19 protein-coding genes and 3 pseudogenes are annotated in these 19050 nt (G+C 34.2%); 11 read left to right on the top strand and 11 right to left on the bottom strand.

Translation table 11 applies throughout. The features are described from left to right. Positions 1 to 209: 209 nt before the first annotated feature. The 8 genes from ABWU33_RS03340 (at position 210) to ABWU33_RS03305 (ending at position 6237) form a co-directional block, all read left to right on the top strand. The gene (locus tag ABWU33_RS03340) at positions 210 to 1070 is read left to right on the top strand and encodes an Rpn family recombination-promoting nuclease/putative transposase (protein WP_264374813.1); all 861 of its coding nucleotides are present in this window, start codon (positions 210 to 212) and stop codon (positions 1068 to 1070) included. 121 nt (positions 1071 to 1191) lie between these two features. Beyond that, positions 1192 to 1449, top strand: a complete 258-nt coding sequence (locus tag ABWU33_RS03335; RefSeq protein ID WP_264374790.1) for a phage tail assembly protein — start codon at positions 1192 to 1194, stop codon at positions 1447 to 1449. 109 nt (positions 1450 to 1558) lie between these two features. Next, complete coding sequence (locus ABWU33_RS03330; protein WP_353280989.1) at positions 1559 to 3862, top strand: phage tail tape measure protein; 2304 nt, start codon at positions 1559 to 1561, stop codon at positions 3860 to 3862. A gap of 29 nt (positions 3863 to 3891) precedes the next feature. Next, positions 3892 to 4239 carry a phage tail protein gene (locus tag ABWU33_RS03325; RefSeq protein WP_230609191.1) on the top strand — a complete coding sequence of 116 codons (348 nt, stop codon included), beginning with the start codon at positions 3892 to 3894 and terminating at the stop codon, positions 4237 to 4239. Continuing rightward, positions 4236 to 4445: a tail protein X gene (locus ABWU33_RS03320; RefSeq protein ID WP_064085527.1), complete on the top strand. Its 210-nt coding sequence runs from the start codon at positions 4236 to 4238 to the stop codon at positions 4443 to 4445. The genes ABWU33_RS03325 and ABWU33_RS03320 overlap by 4 nt, the downstream gene beginning before the upstream one ends. Beyond that, positions 4446 to 5396 (top strand): contractile injection system protein, VgrG/Pvc8 family, encoded by a 951-nt coding sequence (locus tag ABWU33_RS03315; protein WP_264374792.1) that lies wholly within the window; start codon positions 4446 to 4448, stop codon positions 5394 to 5396. A 33-nt stretch (positions 5397 to 5429) separates the two neighbouring features. Continuing rightward, positions 5430 to 5960: an ankyrin repeat domain-containing protein gene (locus ABWU33_RS03310; protein WP_230609188.1), complete on the top strand. Its 531-nt coding sequence runs from the start codon at positions 5430 to 5432 to the stop codon at positions 5958 to 5960. Positions 5961 to 6027: 67 nt separating this feature from the next. Beyond that, positions 6028 to 6237, top strand: coding sequence for a hypothetical protein (locus tag ABWU33_RS03305; protein WP_264374793.1), 210 nt, complete (start codon positions 6028 to 6030; stop codon positions 6235 to 6237). Here the strand turns inward: ABWU33_RS03305 and ABWU33_RS03300 are convergent, their stop codons facing one another. Together ABWU33_RS03300 and tnpA are read right to left on the bottom strand one after the other, a co-directional pair. Continuing rightward, positions 6238 to 6735, bottom strand: a complete 498-nt coding sequence (locus ABWU33_RS03300; protein WP_265024111.1) for a phospholipase D family protein — start codon at positions 6733 to 6735, stop codon at positions 6238 to 6240. A 62-nt stretch (positions 6736 to 6797) separates the two neighbouring features. After that, positions 6798 to 7235, bottom strand: coding sequence for an IS200/IS605 family transposase (tnpA, locus tag ABWU33_RS03295; RefSeq protein WP_265024376.1), 438 nt, complete (start codon positions 7233 to 7235; stop codon positions 6798 to 6800). Between the two features lie 114 nt (positions 7236 to 7349). On the opposite strand from tnpA, the gene ABWU33_RS03290 reads away from it, so the two are divergent. Beyond that, positions 7350 to 8267: a patatin-like phospholipase family protein gene (locus ABWU33_RS03290; RefSeq protein WP_264374795.1), complete on the top strand. Its 918-nt coding sequence runs from the start codon at positions 7350 to 7352 to the stop codon at positions 8265 to 8267. Positions 8268 to 8359: 92 nt separating this feature from the next. Here ABWU33_RS03290 and ABWU33_RS03285 read toward each other — a convergent pair whose 3' ends face one another. The 7 genes and pseudogenes from ABWU33_RS03285 to ABWU33_RS03255 form a co-directional block, all read right to left on the bottom strand. Continuing rightward, on the bottom strand, positions 8360 to 9253 hold the full coding sequence (locus ABWU33_RS03285; RefSeq protein WP_141456913.1) for a helix-turn-helix domain-containing protein: 894 nt from the start codon (positions 9251 to 9253) through the stop codon (positions 8360 to 8362). A gap of 49 nt (positions 9254 to 9302) precedes the next feature. Continuing rightward, positions 9303 to 10220, bottom strand: a complete 918-nt coding sequence (locus ABWU33_RS03280) for a helix-turn-helix domain-containing protein (protein WP_141456911.1) — start codon at positions 10218 to 10220, stop codon at positions 9303 to 9305. 85 nt (positions 10221 to 10305) lie between these two features. After that, positions 10306 to 11052, bottom strand: a pseudogene (locus ABWU33_RS03275) (hypothetical protein); the annotation flags it as partial. A gap of 365 nt (positions 11053 to 11417) precedes the next feature. Continuing rightward, on the bottom strand, positions 11418 to 12386 hold the full coding sequence (locus ABWU33_RS03270; RefSeq protein WP_141456909.1) for a transposase: 969 nt from the start codon (positions 12384 to 12386) through the stop codon (positions 11418 to 11420). Positions 12387 to 12499: 113 nt separating this feature from the next. Beyond that, positions 12500 to 12958: pseudogene (locus ABWU33_RS03265) on the bottom strand (hypothetical protein); the annotation flags it as partial. 107 nt (positions 12959 to 13065) lie between these two features. After that, the gene (locus tag ABWU33_RS03260) at positions 13066 to 13728 is read right to left on the bottom strand and encodes a RadC family protein (RefSeq protein ID WP_230609182.1); all 663 of its coding nucleotides are present in this window, start codon (positions 13726 to 13728) and stop codon (positions 13066 to 13068) included. A gap of 164 nt (positions 13729 to 13892) precedes the next feature. Then, positions 13893 to 14804 (bottom strand): helix-turn-helix domain-containing protein, encoded by a 912-nt coding sequence (locus tag ABWU33_RS03255; protein WP_264376373.1) that lies wholly within the window; start codon positions 14802 to 14804, stop codon positions 13893 to 13895. 129 nt (positions 14805 to 14933) lie between these two features. Between ABWU33_RS03255 and ABWU33_RS03250 the strand changes: the two are divergent. Beyond that, positions 14934 to 15170 (top strand): annotated as a pseudogene (locus ABWU33_RS03250) (PD-(D/E)XK nuclease family transposase); the annotation flags it as partial. Positions 15171 to 15208: 38 nt separating this feature from the next. Here the strand turns inward: ABWU33_RS03250 and mutL are convergent. Together mutL and rnhA are read right to left on the bottom strand one after the other, a co-directional pair. Then, positions 15209 to 17008 carry a DNA mismatch repair endonuclease MutL gene (mutL, locus tag ABWU33_RS03245; RefSeq protein ID WP_253309277.1) on the bottom strand — a complete coding sequence of 600 codons (1800 nt, stop codon included), beginning with the start codon at positions 17006 to 17008 and terminating at the stop codon, positions 15209 to 15211. Continuing rightward, positions 16999 to 17535 carry a ribonuclease HI gene (gene rnhA / locus ABWU33_RS03240; RefSeq protein WP_406719608.1) on the bottom strand — a complete coding sequence of 179 codons (537 nt, stop codon included), beginning with the start codon at positions 17533 to 17535 and terminating at the stop codon, positions 16999 to 17001. Before rnhA ends, mutL begins: the two co-directional genes overlap by 10 nt. A gap of 318 nt (positions 17536 to 17853) precedes the next feature. Between rnhA and ABWU33_RS03235 the strand changes: the two genes are divergently transcribed. Further along, positions 17854 to 18783, top strand: coding sequence for an Rpn family recombination-promoting nuclease/putative transposase (locus ABWU33_RS03235; protein WP_353280998.1), 930 nt, complete (start codon positions 17854 to 17856; stop codon positions 18781 to 18783). Positions 18784 to 19050 lie beyond the last annotated feature (267 nt).

Here is a 19050-nt window from a genome sequence, read left to right as displayed (position 1 = left end):
ATCGTTTCATCCGTTTTTCGTCTGGTCTATCCTGTCTTCGCCAGTACCAAGATGGCTCGACCTTCAGAATATTTCTTTCGAGGCAATCTGTGTATTCGCTTTCGCTACGGCCTGGTAATTCGCCATTATCCTACGATAATGTTGTCGGTAGGCTTCAACATTTTGGTTTCCCTCCATGCTGCTACCCAAGCTACAGGATTCCGACTTTTATCCTGGTAGGTCTATCTCCTACTGAACAATACTCACCTTCTCTGGACGCACTTGGTACAGAAAAGAATAAAGACATCCTCATTCACTTCCTCAATGATATTCTGAGCTTTACTGGCAAAAATGCAATACAGGATATAGAGTTTTTAAGTACTATTCAAGATCCCGAAATTGCCGCTAAAAAGCAAAGTATTGTTGATGTGCTATGTAAAGATTCAACAGGAGTACAATGGATAATTGAGATGCAGGTTGCTAAAACCAAAGGCTTTGAAAAACGTGCCCAATATTACGCTGCTAAAGCCTATTCAAGACAAGCAGATAAAGGTGATCAATACCATGACCTTAAGGAAATTATCTTTATTGCTATAGCAGACTGTATACTATTTCCGGATAAGTCTGAGTATAAATCAAAACACACCATTCGGGATGAAGATACTAATGAACATGATCTAAAAGATTTTTACTTTGTATTTATTGAACTGCCTAAATTTTCCAAAACTAAAGAAGATCAGCTTTCAAATATAGTTGAGAAGTGGGTGTATTTTTTTAAGTACGCTGATGAAACAAGTGAAGAAGAATTGGAAAGAATAACAGGAAGTGACGTAATAATCAAAAAAGCGTATGAAGAGCTAAACAGGTTTAACTGGTCAGAAAAAGAGTTTATAGCATATGAACAGGAGACCAAGCGTATTCGTGATGAACAGGCTGTCCTTGCTCAAAAACTTGATGATGCCAAAAAAGAAGGAAAGATTGAAGTTGCAAAAGCGATGTTGACTAATAATGTTGATATTAGCACTATTGTCAAGTGTACAGGTCTTTCTGTCGATGAAGTTCAAGAATTAATCCAAGTGGAAAGGAAATAATCCCTACTACAACTTTTATATTAGGTTATCTCTTCAATCAAACATAAAAACTGTAATAAAAAAAATTAGTTATGTAAAAGCCGGTATAGACTTTTATTTAATTAACTTTTTAAGGAGGAACATGCAAGCTATAACACTTAATAACCCAATAACAGTTGATGGTATTTCTGTCTCAGAACTTACTGTTAGACGTCCAAAAGTTAGAGACTATTTGGTAATAGAACGCCTTAATGGTAGTGACCTAAATAAGGAAGTAACTTTGACTGCCAATTTGACATCAGTTGCAAAAGAAGCGATTGAAGAGTTAGATATTGCTGATTATGTAAAAGTGCAAGAGGTATTAAAAGATTTTTTTTCACCAATTATCCAAAAAACTTGAGGTCAGAAGTAACCGAGCTCAGTTCTATTATTGGTAGTGGAATTGAGCCTTTGCTTGAAATGGAAATTAATGAATTTATCCTATGGAATGAAGCAGCGAGGAAGGTACAATGTCAACGTTATCTATAAAAATTGGAGCAGTCCTAGATGGCAGCTTTAATACTGCAATAAAGGGAAGTAGCAGTCAGCTTACTCGTCTTGGTGAAAATATCAGACAGCTTGATTCATCTTTAAAATCAGTATCTAAATTTAAACAATTGGGTTCTGATGTATTTGCTGCCAAGAAATCCTGGAAAGGTTTCGAGGATCAGGTAAAATCCTTAGCTCAACAGATAAAAGCAGTGGAAAAACCAAGCAAAACTTTGAAAGCTGAATTTGATAAGGCTAAAATTTCTGCAACGAAAGCAAAAGATGCATATTTAAAAAAGAGAGATTCATTGCACTCATTAAATGAGGAAGTCAGAAAAAGTGGAAAAAATATTAAGTCCTTAGTGAGTGATCAATATAAACTTGGCTCGTCCATTGAAGTATTAAAGGGTAAATATAGTAAACTTGGGTCTGTAATACGTAGTCATCAGAGTTTTTTAGCAAGTAAGGCACATTTTAAGTCACAAATCATAGAGACAGTTGGGCTTGGACTCTCACTTGCAGCTCCAATTAAGGTTGCTATTGATTTTGAGAGTGCCATGGCTGATGTAAAGAAGGTGGTAAAATTTACAAAAGATAAAACCAAAGATGAAGCATCAGAATTTGCTCAAGAACTCAAAAAATTATCTCGTGAAATACCATTATCAGCTGCAGGATTAGCACAAATAGCTTCAAGTGGTGGCCAACTTGGTATTGCTAAAGATGATCTAATAAAATTTACAACAGTAGTTGCTAAAATGTCTACAGCATTTGATATGTCAGCGGAAGAAGCTGGTAATGCTATAGCAAAAATCTCTAATGTTTATGGGATTGGAGTTAACGATATGGAAAATGTAGGTAATATAATAAACCACTTATCAGATAACACTGCTGCTAAAGCAAAAGATATGGTTGAAGCTCTAGCAACAGTTGGTGGTACTGCAAAGCAGTTTGGATTAAAGTTTGAACAAACAAGCAGCTTAGTAAATGCTTTTATTAGTTTAGGTAAACAACCAGCAAAAGCTGCAACTGCTATAAATGCACTGCTTAGCAAACTTCAAACTGCTGAAGGTCAAGGAAAAGAATTCAAAGCAGCACTAGAAGAAATGGGCATAACCGCGGAAGAAATGGTACAAAGGATCAGTGAAAGCGGAGAAGAAGCACTACTTCACTTTTTTCAAACTCTAAAGAAAATGGATAATCAGGAGCGTTCTACAATCCTGATGAAACTTTTCGGTCAGGAATATCAAGATGATATTGCATTATTAGCTGGAAGTTTTAATAAGTATGAGGATGCAATAAAGTTACTGGCTAATACAGAAAAGTACGGAAGCTCTCTGCAAGAAGAATTCAAAAATCGTGCAGACACTACAGCTAATAAATTACAATTACTTAAAAATGCAATAGTTGAAGCTGGCATGAATCTAGGGTCAGTAATGTTACCTACCTTGAATTATGTAGCTGGAAGTTTGAAAACAATAACAGAGCATATAGCTTCTTTTGCAGAAAAATATCCAACTTTAACCACGACGATCATGGGTACTGTAGCAGCTTTGATAAGTTTAAAAATTGCAGCAGTAGGACTAGGATACGGATTTACATTGCTAGGAAGTACGATTTTTGGTCTGAAAGCAAACCTACTTGGAGTATTTTCATTTTTATCAGCTACAGTTTTTCCTGCAGTAGTAACAGGACTAAGAGCAATAACGCTTGCTGTAATGAGTAATCCTATAGGGCTTTTAATTGCTGGACTTGTTACTGGCGCAGCTCTTGTTATCACTAACTGGCAAAAGGTGAAAGACTTTTTCTCTAGCTTTTGGAAATCGATAATAAAACCCATAGAAGAAGCTTTTTCATGGATAGGGGAAAGTGTATTTGGAAAAGTATTAGGGAATAGCCCACTGAAAGAATTTGAAAAAAGAAAAACTGAAATAAAAGCAGTCCATACTCCCATAAAGAGTAATATTCTCAACAGTGGAAATCCTTTGCTAAGTAACAGTATAATTAAAGAATTTTCCAAGAGAAATCAGAATAATTTCAGAATCAAAAGCCTTATTGAGGAGAAAAAGTTTACAGAGAGCGATAATGATAAGATATTTGCAGATTTTGGAAGGAGTAAATTTGAAAATAAAGAACAAAATAAAACTCAGAACATCACTAATAATTACACTATCAGCATTAAAGCAGAGCCAAATCAAGATGTTCGTAGTCTTGCAGATGAAGTAATAAAAAGGATAAGAGAAAAATCACGTGATGTTTTATTTGATACAGTAGAGACGTTTTATTGATCAACTATGTTTTTAAAAATTTTTTATTTGTGTTATCTCTTGGTCCATATAAATTTACTCCGATAAGTTTGAAGTATAGTAAAGAAAATCGTTGGAGTGTAATTGAATGTATCGATAAAATGCCGTCACTACAAAATATTGGTCGAGGAGTGGAAAATGTAGATATAGAAGGAGTTATTTACCTTAATATTCTCAACAGAGTAAATCAATTAAAGAATATGAAAGAAGCTGAAAAACCGCATGTTTTAGTAGATAGTCTAGGTAATATTTTAGGACAATTCGTAATTACTAGGTTAGAAGAAAAGCAGATGTATTTTTTACCTAATGGACTACCAAGAAAAGTTGAATTTAGTTTGAGTTTGAAGAGCTATAGATGACTATATATTACTTAACTAAAGAAGGAGAAATGCTAGATCTGATTTGCTGGAAACATTATGGATTTACCGATGGAATAGTGGAGGAAGTATTGCTTAAAAATCCAGGCCTTGCAGAACATGGAAGTTTTTTACCGGTAGGACTAAAAATTAAATTGCCTGTAACAGAAAAACCTCTACAAAAGTCAAAATTAAAAGTATGGGAATAAATGCAGCCAGATTTTATAATAGATAAATGTGAATCAATTAGAGATAGAGTTATATCATTGCGCCTTACAGATGAATCTGGAACTATAGATGATGTAGTTGAAGTACATGTTGATTATAGGGATGAAAACACAGATGTTCCGAATGAATTAAATATCGCTCTAGGTTACAGAGAAACTGGAGTCTTACCAATGGGCATATATACAGTCAACGAAGTTACAATACAAAGTCCACCTAAGACTCTACTAATCAAAGCTCATGCAACAAATTTAAGACTATCATTAAAGGAGAAAGCATCTAAAGAATGGCATCAAATTACTCTAGGTAGCTTGGTTAAGGAAATAGCAGAAAAGCACGGATATGGGTGCAGAGTTGCAGAAGAATTTGAAAATGTGTTGATTCCATATATTAACCAAACAGAAGAAAGTGATATAAGTTTACTAACAAAAATAGCAATAGAACGCGAGGCAATGGCAAAGTTAGCTGGCGGATACATACTTTTTATTCCAAAAGGCAAAGCAAAGTCGGCAACTGGAAAAGCTTTAGGAACAATAGCTATTAGACCTCAAGACACAATAAATTGGAAGGTTCACTTTACCGTGAGTAGGTACAACTCAGTAATTGCAAAATGGCATAGCTATGAAAAAGGTGAAACTATATCAGAAATAGCTGGTTCTGGTAGTCCAAGTTATACTATACAAACGCTTTACTCTAATGTAGAATCAGCACTAAGTGCAGCAAATGCTAAGTTAAAACAACTAAAGCGAAATAATGCAGTATTGGATATCACTATCCCTGGTAATCCAGAACTATTTGCAGAGGCAAAACTTAGCTTGTTAGGGTTTCATCAAGATATAGACGGTGAATGGATAATTGACAGAGCAGAACACATGTTAGATGGTTCAGGTTATCGCACTATGTTATCAGCATCAACGTTAAGAAAAAATCAGTAAAACAAATGTTTAATATTGAAAAAGGTATTGAATATGAATAGAGACTCAAGAAATAAGCTACATTTTTGGTGGTTTATAGTAACAGTAGTATGTGTTATTATTACTTATTGCTATATGAAAGCAAAAGCTACAGATAATTATAAAACAATATTACAAATTGCATCTGAAAATTGTAACTTAGAGATTGTTAAATTCTCAGTAGAAAATTTGTTAGATACTAGCGTACAGATTAATAAGTTAACAGCATTACATCATGCATCTGATTCTGGGTGTCTAAGAATTGTTGAGTTTTTAGTGAAAGAAAAAGCAAATATAAATGCTACAGGTGGGTATATGGGATGGACAGCTTTGCACCATGCAGCAGATAAGGGACATTTGGAAATCGTTGAGTTTTTACTAAGCAAAGGAGCAAATCCTACAGCTACAGCCCAAGACGGAAGAAGACCTAGAAATATGGCTGTAGTGGAATCGCGACACAATAAAAATAACAAACATTACGATAAAATCATAAAGCTACTTGCTAAAGCAGAGGATCAATACGAATCAACAAAAAGTAATCACTAAAGCTGTAAGTTTTCTATAATCTGTATATAAACTTCTAAAACTATCCATAACAAGTTAATATTTTCACATGAAAAAGCAAAAAATCCCAATTACGGTAATTATTACCATATTAATCCAAACCGTAGCAATCATATGGTGGTTATCCAAGCTAGACTCAAGGGTACAATTTCACGATAAACTTATTGAATATGGTTTAATGGAAAAAGTATTAGTACTTGAGGAAAGGGTAAAAAATCTTTCTGAGGAATTGGATGAGCTTAAAGCTGATTTAAAGTAATTATTCTTCTACTTTTGGTGTATAAGGATCAGATTGAGATTGACGATCCTTCCAGTTTTCGATGTATTGCTCAACTAATGTAGGGTCTCCTGTTATAATCAGTAGATTCTCAGCGTTTTTTTTCTGCGCGGCGTCAGAGAAATTGAAAGATCCAGTTATGATTTTTTGCTCATCAATAATCATAATTTTACTGTGTGAAATTGCAGGTTTATAGTCTATGTATATTGGGATTTTTTGATGAAACAGTTCATTAATAACACTATACTTTGAGCTAACTTGCGATTCGTCGAGAATAACCATGACATCAACTCCACGCTTTTTAGCTTGAACTAAGGATTCAGCAATAGGCTTTGAGGTAAATTGGTATGCCTGAACCAACACGGATTTTTTAGCATGATCCACGGAATCAATTATTAGGTTGGTGCAATTTTCTCTAGGAGTGAAACATACAGTAGTACTTGGACAAGAAACACAACCTGATAAAAGCAAACAACTCAACCACTATCGGCTGAGAGCCGAAAGGTTGGATATAGCGCTGGAAGCGCGGTGAGAAGCTAAAGCTACTCCAATCTTATACTAGATATAGAATGAGGCTGATGTGCATCTGTATGTTTATTGATGTACTCATTAATGACTTCATCTGTGATATGTCCGCTGGTAGCACTAAAGTATCCTCTTCCCCAAAAACGCTTTCCCCAGTACATTTTATTTAGCTCTGGAAATTCTTGTTGAATTTTGCGTGAAGACCTGCCTTTGGCTCTTTGAACAAAATCACTCACAGCTATATGAGGAGGTATTACTACGAATAAATGTAAATGATCTGATGATATTACTCCGTTTTCTATCTTAATCCCCATTTCTTCAGATACTTCTGCTATGATTGTTCGTATTCTCTCCTTCATAGCCTTAGTTAATACTCTGTACCGATATTTTGTAATCCAGACTATATGGTACCTATGATAAAATACAGTGTGTTTTCCTTTGTCATATTCCGTCATAACTATACTTTATAAAGTACAGTTATGACATTGACAAACTAAAGTTTCTCCACCTAGAAGGTGGAGGCTTGTACCATCTTATGGAAAGTCAAAAAAATCAATAAATATCTAAACATGGCCAAATATATTCTTTCAGTTGACGGTGGAGGCATAAGGGGCATCATACCAGCCATTATACTAGCAGAAATAGAAAAAAGAACAAGAAGAACTATAGCTGAAATCTTTGATCTTATAGCAGGTACTTCAACCGGTGGAATTGTTGTAGCGGGATTATGTAGAAAAGATGAACGAGGAAATCCCCAATATTCAGCCAATGATTTAGTTGAGCTTTACCAAGAGTACGGAGCATATATTTTTAAGTCTTCATTTTTTAGGAGATCAATATTATCTTGGTTTAACTGCGCACAATACCCACATAAAAATATTGAATCTGTACTGGATAAATATTTTGGAGAGGATATTCTAAAAAACACATTAAGTAAGGTACTGATAACAAGTTATGATATTCACAATAATCGTCCATTTTTCTTTAAAAGCTGGAAAGAAGGTAATATTAAGCTGAAAGATGCACTCAGAGCTGCAACGGCTGCACCTACTTATTTCATGCCAAAACATCTCAAAATTAACCAGATAAAAAGAGTATTAGTGGATGGTGGGGTGTTTGCCAATAATCCAGCGGCTTGTGCATATGCAAGTGGTAAGAGGTTATTTCCAAATGATGATATTCTACTGTTATCAATAGGTACTGGAAGAAGAGATAGAAGCATAGCTAATTCAAGGAGATTTGGAAAGATAGGTTGGATAAAACCTCTGTTGAACGTAATGTTTGCCTCAAGTTTAGATGCAGTAAATTACCAACTTGATCAAGTTATAGCTGATAAATATATACGTATACAATCGCAACTAAAAATAGCATCACCTGACATGGATAATATTACATCAAAAAATATCAAATCTCTTCAGCAAGAAGCAAATGCAATGATAGAGGAAAATCAAAAAGTAGTCGATAAATTCTGTGATGTTTTATCTTGATACGTAGAAATGCCAAAAAAATTCTGCAGAGCTAAATAAGGGTTTAGAATAGATAATATATTAACCATTTTTACTTATATCTTAAACACAATTCAATTTTCACACTCATCGGCAGTTAGGCCACTTGCTCGCACAATAATATCAATAGCAACACCTTCCTTTGCTAGATTTTTTGCAACCTTGATCCTTTCTGTTTTTTTAACTTTTTCCTTGCCACTTTTCATATCTTCAGATAGAGATTTGACTAATGATTCTTGTTCTCCGTACTCATCCATTAAACTCAATAGCTTTTTGCTTTCTCTTGTTTTAGGCAGCAGAACTTTAATATTCACTGATAATTCCCCTGCTATTTCATATAATTTATCAAATGATATTTCAGTATATCCTTTTTCATATTCGTGTATTTCCTTGAGTGTTACACCAACTTTATCCGCCAAATCTTTTTGAGTATACCTTCTTATCAATCTCCATTCTCTTATTCTTTGCCCTACTCTGTAATATATAGAATCAGTGCAGATTTCTCTCTCTGTATTATCATACTCGTAAATAGATAAGCCGGTTGCTTGGGAAATTATGTCAACTGAAACTCCTTCTTTAACTAGATTTTTTGCTACTTCTAATCTTGCCTCCTCTTGATTGATTTTCTCGCTAATATGAACAAACCTGATTAATGAAGGTACTATTTTGCCTAACTTTTGATTCTCGTATATTTTCGTTAGATAGAGTATTTCCTCGTCTTCATAGCTGTCTTCCCTTACTATTACTGGTTCAGGTAATAAATCTACAACGTCAACTGATAATACTCTTGCTATTATATATAGTACTTCAATTGGAATAGGAATATACCCATCTTCATAGCTGTTTACTTCTTGGTATGTTAAACCTATTTGACTTGCTAATCCTATTTGAGTATGCCCTCGCATTAACCTACAATTTTCTATTCTTTGCCCTATTCCGTAACTAACATTGCTTGCAGAAACAAACATTTATCCTCCATTTAAGAAAAAAACTTTATTGCTATAATTTTTTTACGAGCTATCCATCTAAAACCATATCAATAGATAAACCTACCGCTTGCAAAATAGTATCAATAGAAATTCCCCCTTTTACTAGATCCTTTGCAACTTTAATCCTTTCTATCTCTCTCACTTTCCCCTCACAAATACGTATCCCTTCAAACAAAGATTTTATTAGTGCATGACGTAGTTCTTGGCTCTCAATTTCTTTGTATTCTTTAATCAAATTCGGTAGCTCATTTTCCACTTTACTACCTTCATCTTCCTCTGTTAGTAGATCTGTAATACTAATCGATAATGTTTCTGCTATCTCATATAATTTTCCCAGTGGAGTAGCTACGCGTCCTTGTTCATAGTTGCTTATTTCGTCACGTGTTGTACTCATTTTCTCCGCTAAATCCTTTTGAGTATACTCTCTCACTAGTCTCCATTCCTTTATCTTTTTGCCTATTTGGTAGTAGATAGAACCAACTTTTTCTTCAACACATTCATCAGCAGACAGACCAATTGTTTTTGCAACAATATCAACAGAAACTCCTGCTTTAACCAGACTCTTTGCAATTTTTATTTTTTCCGATTTTCTACTACTTTTCTCACTAACTTGGACAAATTTGGTTAGCAAACAAAACATCTTACGTAACTCCTGATCGTTAATCTTTTTATATTCTCTTACTAGATTTAATATTTCTTCTTCATCTTCAAGACAGCTTTTTGATACAGGAATAAGATCCGTAATACTGATTGATAGTGCCTCAGTTATAGCATACAACCTTTCAATTGGAACTCTACGATTCCCTTTCTCATATTGCAATATCACCCAGTATTTTACACCAATTTTCTCTGCTAAATCTTTCTGAGTGTACCCTCGCTCTAACCTCCAACTTTTTAATTTTTCTCCCACTTTATAATCTAGACTTCTTTCCACGCAAAGAACCATATATAATATTTTCTACTATAGCTCAAAGGCTCCAGATATAATGGTAAAAAAAACCTCTGGAACCTTAAAGTTGCCTGTAGACGCATTAAAGTTCCCGAAAGGTTTCTTTACTACCTCCACATACCCTATTTACCCATGAAGACGGAGACAATACTTCATCATTGCTAATCTCTTTTATAGCATACTTTTCACTCCATATGCCACATCTAGTGAAATTACCTTTCTCTACTGCTTCTTGAAGTTTTACTCCCCCAAAAAGGCAGTTTTTTCCTATTTCTTCGTCTCTTTTTTGTAACTCAGCCCACATTTCCTTATTTTCTACTCTCACTTGCACCTGATCTGCCTCTTGGTACAACACAATATTTAGCTTACCAATGCTCGTAGGAAATTCTAACATGACAGAGCTGCCATCTGAAATATCGGTATAGTTTCTTATACCTCCCTTCTCACTTTTAACTTCAACTGCATCATTACCAATTTTTAAGATATTACTTCCTAACTTTCTGTTTGCTTCCAGTATTTTGGCTACCTCTACCTTACTATTCCCAGAAAATTCTATATACGATGTTGTATTATCTATCTCAACATCTATTAATTCTCCTTCTTGCACAGCATTTTCGCCAGCTTCCTCTAGCTCTTCTAGTTGCTTATCTATCTGTGGCTGAACTTCTGGCTGTAGCTCATTATAGATTTCACCTATCAGTTTATTCTGCAGTAGAGTATCATGAAACTCTGCACCACTTAGCATTAATTTACGTATTAGCTTTTTACGATCAGCCTTATCAAATTTATGAAAATGTGTGCCCAGTATCACATATTCCGCGAAGCTTGTATCTTTATAATGTAAGGTATTAGAGCTAAAATATCTTATAGGAGAGGGTGAAGCCGTAGCGAAGCTAATGCCAGTAAGGCCGTAGTGGAGATACTGTCTTTATTGTCAACAAGTTATTTAGCTATAAAACAACAAAAAATTTATCTGCATTTTCTATAAATTAGTGTAACTGTGGATAAATACTTTAAGTGTGTGTGGACGTATTTATCCACAGTTATAGGACCATATCTTCTTAATCTTCTGAGAATAGTTTTACAAAGTACAGAGCTCAGTTAAAATCAAAATGATACATATTATAACTCAAAGTACATGTTAAATTACATCCTAAACAGTTGAGCATAAGATCCAAGCTTTTACTGTCAAAATTATCTCACTAAATTACCATTGAATGGTTGATCATTTTTAAGAATACCAAAAAATACATGCATTAGTTTTCTCATTAAAGCAACAATTATAACCTTTGGACATTTTCCTTTACTTGCTAAACGCTGACAAAACTTTTGAAAGTAAGAATTATGATTCTTGACTACTATAGCTGGCATATAAAGAGCTTTGCGAATACGCTCAGATCCTATTTTACATATTCGACTTTTTTTACTTACGGATGATCCTGATTGATAATGTTCTGGGTTTAGACCAGCAAAAGCTGTGAATTGTCTGGCATTATCAAAATTATCAACTGATGGCATTTCTGCAACAACAGCAACAGCTGTAAGATGTCCTACGCCTTTTATAGTCTTGATCTTTTCTGTTATATTTTTTAGATGCAAATGGTTATTAACATGTTCATTAATTTCTTTCTCTAGAGCAGCAGTTTGTGTGTCTATTGTAGCAATGACCTCAAGTATTGCTTGTTTACAATGGGAATCCGTATTTTTATTTTCCAAGCGATTCATCTGTTGTAGCTTGTCATCTTTAAATGCTTGCAAACAACGATAAAGGTCTCTTAAACGCCTAACTTCGGGAGGAGCAGGTTTCCAAAGATTAGGTTTGTTAGCAATACAAAACCTAGCAATCATGGCAGCATCTGACTTATCTGTTTTGTTTCTAAGTAGCTCACTTCTGCCAAAAGCTTTGATTTGGGCTGGGTTTACCACACTTACATTATGCTCCAAGTCATACATAAAATTAACTATATCTTCACTATAACAACCGGTTGCTTCGAGACACAGATGAATAAGTTCTGCTCCATGATGATTGCACCAAGCCACAAGCTTTTCAAAACCATCATGATTATTTTGAAAGACTTTGTACCGTTCTTTGTTGCCTACCAATAAACAAACATCAAATTTCTTTTTAGAAATGTCCACACCTAAAACAGCATTTGCTTGCATAAAATTGCCTCCAAGACTATAAATTAGGTTGAGAGTTTAGACTAACCTTGTAAATACGGGATATAATTCCAAAGATACTGTTCAGTCTTTTAACCCTATTGAGAGGGAGAGCAAAATCTCCACTCTCCATCATTACATGCATTTAGCCTTGCTCCAGCAGCTAGTGCTTCGTCTACAACCTTGTGCAGTTCATTTGGACTTTTTGCTCTTACCACAGCACTCTTAAACCAGCTCAACTTTTCTGCACTTGGCTTTATTTTTTTCAAAGCTGAAGCAAATGGATTTTTATCTTCTTGATCACTTACAGGTTTTGTACCATATATGTAGTCAAGTCCTTTCCCATAGTTGATTTTGTTTTCGCGAACTTCTCTACCAGGGAAAGGTACTACTTCTTTATCTACAAGCTTTTTAGCCTTATTAATTTTGCTTACAAAAGTAGGCTGCTGGCTAGTACGACCAATTCCTACAATAGCATTTAACATCTCACCTTTTGACAATTTATCAAGATCAACGTTTAACTCGTAGATACCTCCTTCCTTATCACCAAAAGGTACGATTATTTTATTACCCATATTACCTCCACTATTAAAAATACTTTTTAAGCGTACAATAAACTTTATTATTATACATTATATTACTCATTATAAATTATAGTGAGTAGATTTGCAAATACTTTCTGCTATAACAATCCGTTTTCTCTAAAGCTAAAATAACCCCCACTTGTAATGATAATATGATCAAATAATCTAACGCTTACAGTACTACATGCTGCTGCTAAGCTCTTTGTTACTTCTTGATCTTCTTCTGAAGGTTCTAAACTTCCCCCAGGGTGGTTGTGTGACATTATTACTAATGTTGCATTCTTTATTAATGCTTTTCTTGTAATTTCCTTTATGTATACTGGTGCTTTTTCCATTTCACCAATATAGGATTCTTCTCCAATTAGTTGACGCCTTTTATTCAAGTACAGTATTTTTACACATTCCCTTTCTGAGTGTCCTATACTTACGTTTAAGTACTCTACTAGCCCTTGTAAGTCCATTATTGGCTCACTTTTGAGCTTTTCTCTCAGTACCCTTTCTAGTGTTTCCTTAACACACATAATCATTGCTACTGCAGAATCAGTTACTCCTTCTATAACTTTCAGGTCATCCATTTCTCTACCTAAAATCCTTCCTACTCCTGCATAAGTATTCACCAGATTTTTAGCAATTTCTTGAGCTTGCGGCCTTTCATGTACTGCACTTAAAAATGTTTCCATTATTTCACGATCAAGTAGTGCTTTGCCTTTGCTTTCTAATATTCTGAATTCTATTTCTTCTTTATTCTTATTATTATTCATATAATTTACCCTTCACTAACAACAAACTTTTTTTTAATATTTACTGCTTTATCAGCATTGGCATAGAGCCATAGCTTCCGAGTGAAGTCAAATCAATTTTTCAATCTTTTTTACTTATTTTTTCATCAAAAAGTAAAGATATTAATAGATACTGATTTTTTATTTTAAATTTGTTGAATTTCGTCTAAAGAGATGCCTACTGTTTTTAAAATAATATTGATAGAAATTCCTTCCTTAACTAAATCCTTTGCAATTTTCATCTTTTCTGCTCTTTTCACTTTCTCTTCGCAAATTTGTATGCTTTCAAACAGAGATTTCATTAGTGCATGACGTAGTTCTTGGCTTTCAATTTTTTTGTATTCTTCAATTAAATTAGGTACCACTTTATCATCTGCATCCTCTGTTAGTTCAAGTAGGTCCATGATATTAATCGATAACGCCTTTGCTATCTCATATAATCTTCCCAGTGGAACAGCAGTTCTTCCTTGTTCATAGTTGCTTATTTCATCACGTGTTGTACTCATTTTCTTTGCTAAATCCTTCTGAGTATATTCCCGCACTAGTCTCCATTCTTTTATCTTCTTTCCTATTTTGCAGTATATAGAACCTATTTTTTCTTCAACACATTCATCAGCAGAGAGGCCAATTGCTTGTGAAACAATATCAACAGAAATCCCTGCTTTAACCAGGCCCTTTGCAATTTTTACTTTCTCTGCTTTTTTACTACTTTTCTCACCAACTCGGGTAAATTTTGTTAGCAAGTAAAACACCTTGCGCAACTCTTGATCATTAATCGTTTTATATTTTCTTACTAGATTTAATATTTCCTCTCCCTTATCTTCAAAACAGATTTTTTCATTTGATACAGGAATAAGATCCGTAATATTAATTGATAACACCTTTGCTATAGCGCACAACTTTTCAATCGAAATTTTTCGTGTTCCTTTTTCATATTGTAGTACTATTTGATATGTTACGCCGATTTTTCCCGCTAAATCTTTTTGAGTATAGCCTCGCTTTAACCTCCAGCTCCTTACTTTTTGTGCTATCTGATACCTTATAGAGATATTTGCCATAAATATTATACAGTTTAATACTACCAAATAAAGATATACAAAAGGGATGCTTCTTTCTATGTTTGAATTTTAGTTGAATATTTCTTCACAATTGTGTATAATTACTAATGCTTTTTAGGTTAATTCGTCATGGCTCTTTCGAAATTTCTTGATCCCAAAAATGACTTGAGCTTTAAAAAGATCTTTGGCTCTGAAAAGAATAAAAATATCTTAATTCACTTCCTCAACGATATCTTAGGTTTTTCTACTTCTGATCAAATAATGGAAATTGAATTCCTTAGTACCATTATGGATCCTGAAATTGCCTCTGACAAACAAAGCATTGTTGATGTTCTTTGCAAAGACTCTATAACCAGAAGAGCTGTTACGTATGCTTAATTGAGAACCTTTTTGACAAACTGAACTCATCTCCTTTCAAACAATTTTTCTATATCACTTAGTTTCATTTCTATATAAGTTGGTCTTTCATGACCAGAATATGGAGTTTTCTCAATTTGTCTTAGTATCTCATTCATCTCTTCCAATTTCATTTTTCTTCCTGCTCCATGGCAAGCGATTGTAGCTGATATTTTATTCACCTTATCCTCTATTGGCAACGTATCTTCCATTTCCGTTAACTTATCTACTATATCAACTAGCATCTCTTTTATATCTATTGTTCCTAAGATTGCAGGTATTTCTTTCACCCTTACTTTATCTTCTGATTCTATTTCAATACCAAAACCCATTTCAAAAAGCTCATCTTTATAAGTTTCAATCATCCCCATTCCAGCTTGGTTTTTGATTTTAACTGTTTCAGGAAGAAGAAGTTTCTGTCTTTTTATGCTTGATTTTTGCTTTAAGCACTCGTATATCAATCTTTCATGAGCTGCGTGCTGATCTACTATAATTAATTTGCCTTTAGCCTCAGCAATAATGTAAGTACTGTGGACCTGACAGCGTGCATACCCTAGAGGATGATCCTCTATTAAATCAATTTGCTCCCTTTCTAGAACCATCGCTCCCTTTTGGGGTGGAGATTCTCCATACTTAAACGTTTCTGGTAAGCTTTGCCTTCTTTCATCTGGTGCATTGAATTCTTTCATTAGACGATTTTCTAAAAGACTTGGTCTCTTTTCATAAAACTCTTTTTGATTCTTTTTCTCTTTACTATCAACCTGCTCTTGGCTTTTACTATCATTAAAAATTAGCTCCTCTTCAATACCTTGACCACTTGCTGCAAACCTCGTTGATAATGCTTTTATTATCCCTCTTCTCACTATTTCATATATTAGCCTTTTATTCTGAAATCTTACTTCCGATTTATTTGGATGCACATTTACATCTACTTGATCGTATGGTATCTCTAAGTGCAGCACTGCAAAAGGATACCTCCCACTTAGAATAAAATCTTGATACGCATATCTAATTGCACCAATAAGTAGATTATCTTTTATTGGCCTTCCATTAACAAACGTATAGATCTGAGTTGAATTGCCACGACTAATAGTTGGTTTACAGATGTGTCCCGTAAGTTTGATGCCGTCTTCTTCCTCTTTAACTTCCAGCGAATTGCTCTGAAATTCTTCTTCTGTTTCACATAATCTGTTAAATAATGAAGTTTGCTTAACATATTTTAAGAGCTTTTTATTACCGGAAGTGAGAGTAAACCCAATACTATAGTTAATCATTGCTAAGTTATTTACAATGTCAACAATGCTTTGTGTTTCTGCCCTCTCGGTTTTTAGAAATTTTAATCTATTTGGAGTGGCAAAAAATAAGTCACGAACTTCAATATATGTACCCTGTAGCAAAGAACAAGGTGTAATCTCTCTTATTTTTTCTCCTCCCTCATACCTTATAGACCATGCTTCCTTTGCTCCACTTGCCTTAGACGATAATTTCATTCTGCTTACTGCTGCAATTGAAGGTAAAGCTTCTCCTCTAAACCCAAGGTGCTTGATCTCTATTAACTCACTATCGCTTAATTTTGAAGTAGCGTAGCGCATAAACGCAAGTTCCAAATCTTCCTTTTCTATTCCATTTCCATTATCTGTCACAGTTATAAGATTACGCCCACCACTTTCTATTTTGATCTCTATCTCTGAACTTCCAGCATCTATTGCATTTTCAACTAATTCCTTTACTACACTTGCTGGCCTCTCTATTACCTCTCCCGCTGCTATACGATTTATAGTTTTTGTGTCTAAAAGAATTATTGCCATAATACTCCACCCAATCTATGAAACTTAGAGTTCCCTCTATTTTTTGGTGATTTCTTGACCTCACAATCTCTATATTTTAGCTTTTTAGATTCCTTTCTAGCAAGTCTATCTGCCTCCTCATTGTACATATTACCGTTGTGAGCTCTAACCCACTTCCAATTAATATCATGCTGCAAAGCAACTTCATCTAGTTCCTGCCATAATTCCCTGTTCTTCACTGGCTTTTTATCGGTTGTCTTCCAACCATTTACCTTCCATTTATTGATCCACTCTGTTATACCTTGCTTAATATAACGACTATCAGTGTGTAAAATAACTTTGCAAGAAACTTTCAACATCTTTAGCCCATTAATCACAGCCTTTAATTCCATTTTGTTATTCGTTGTGTTTTCTTCACCTCCAGAGATGCGTTTTTTGATAAAGACACTTTTATTTTCATACATCACCACGGCTGCCCATCCACCAGGCCCCGGATTTCCAGAACATGCTCCATCTGTATATATTATAACCTTCTTTTTTTCGCCCATACTTACAGGATCTCACGATGTTAGGTAAATCGTAATTGAGCTTTTGGGCTCGTGTTTTTATTAGGAGATTAGTCTCTCACACTGAAAATAAGTATTTTTAAGCTCTTCATAGCTTATCAATTCATTTGCTGGGGTTTTTAAGGTATTTTATAAGGCAATTATAAAAAGATGATCCAAAATCTACATCTAAAGCCTTAAATGCAATTCTCAGATGATCTCTAACAGACGTTTTTTCATCAACACATTTAAAACAATAAAAAGATTGAACATTTCCTCACAATTGTGTATAATCATTAATGCTTTTTATCTTACTTTCTCATGGCTCTTTCTAAGTTTCTTGATGCACGCAATGATTATGCCTTTAAAAGAATATTTGGCACTGAGAAAAACAAAGATATTCTCATTCATTTCTTGAACGATATTTTAGGCTTTACTGGCTTAGCTGCTATTCACGATGTTGAATTCTTAGCTACCATTTTGGATCCTGAGATTGCCGCTAAAAAGCAAAGTATTGTCGATGTTCTTTGTAAAGACTCTCAAGGTTCAAGATACATCATAGAAATGCAGTTTACTAAGACCAAAGGCTTCGAAAAGCGTGCTCAGTATTATGCTGCTAAAGCCTACTCAAGTCAAGCTGATCAAGGTGATAATTATCATAATCTCAAGGAAATTATCTTCATAGCTGTTGCTGATTGTATTATTTTTCCAGATAAGGCTGAGTACAAATCTAATCATGTCATTTTAGATCAAAATAGCTTTGAACATGACTTAAAGGATTTTTACTTCGTATTCATAGAACTACCTAAATTTACAAAGACAAAAGAAGACCAACTAGAAAATATAGTAGAAAAATGGTGTTATTTTTTCCGATATGCAGCAGAAACAAACGAAGAAGACCTAGATAAAATAGTTGGTAGTGACGTAATAATAAAACGAGCTTATGAAGAGATGAATAAGTTTAATTGGTCAGAAGAAGAGTTACTAGCATATGAACAAATGAAAAAACGCATAATGGATGAGGTAGCTGCTTTAGCTCAAAAATTTGATGAGGGTCTTAAAGTAGGTCAAGAAAAAGGTAGACAAGAAGGCATCCAAATTGGCCATGAAAAAGGTAAAATTGAAGGTCGAAAAGAAAGGGATATTGAAGTTGCAAAAAACTCACTCAAGGCCGGTGTCTCTATTGATGTTATAGCTCAAATTACCGGTCTCTCTCATTCTGAAATTTTACAACTCAGGGAAAAAACATAAATACTACAACTTATTCATTTTACTTTTCAACATTTATGAAAATCTTTCCTAAGTTAGACATACCCCTTAATTAAGAGTCTAATGAACTGTCTAAAACAGCTATAAAGATTGCACATAGAATTATATAAATTACTATCATAACGTTACCCAAACTTCTATATCAAAGCTACTTTAGTATTAGGACCATCAAACTTGCTACTGGTTTCCCTAATTATTTTGGCTACCTTCACTTTAAATTTTCCACTACTTGGCATATTACCCCTTATA

The sequence above is a fragment of the Wolbachia endosymbiont (group B) of Cyclophora punctaria genome (assembly GCF_964028235.1).
Lineage (GTDB): Bacteria > Pseudomonadota > Alphaproteobacteria > Rickettsiales > Anaplasmataceae > Wolbachia.
The sequence above is the reverse complement of the archived record's forward strand: the minus strand, read 5'-3'. Positions and strand labels throughout refer to the sequence as shown.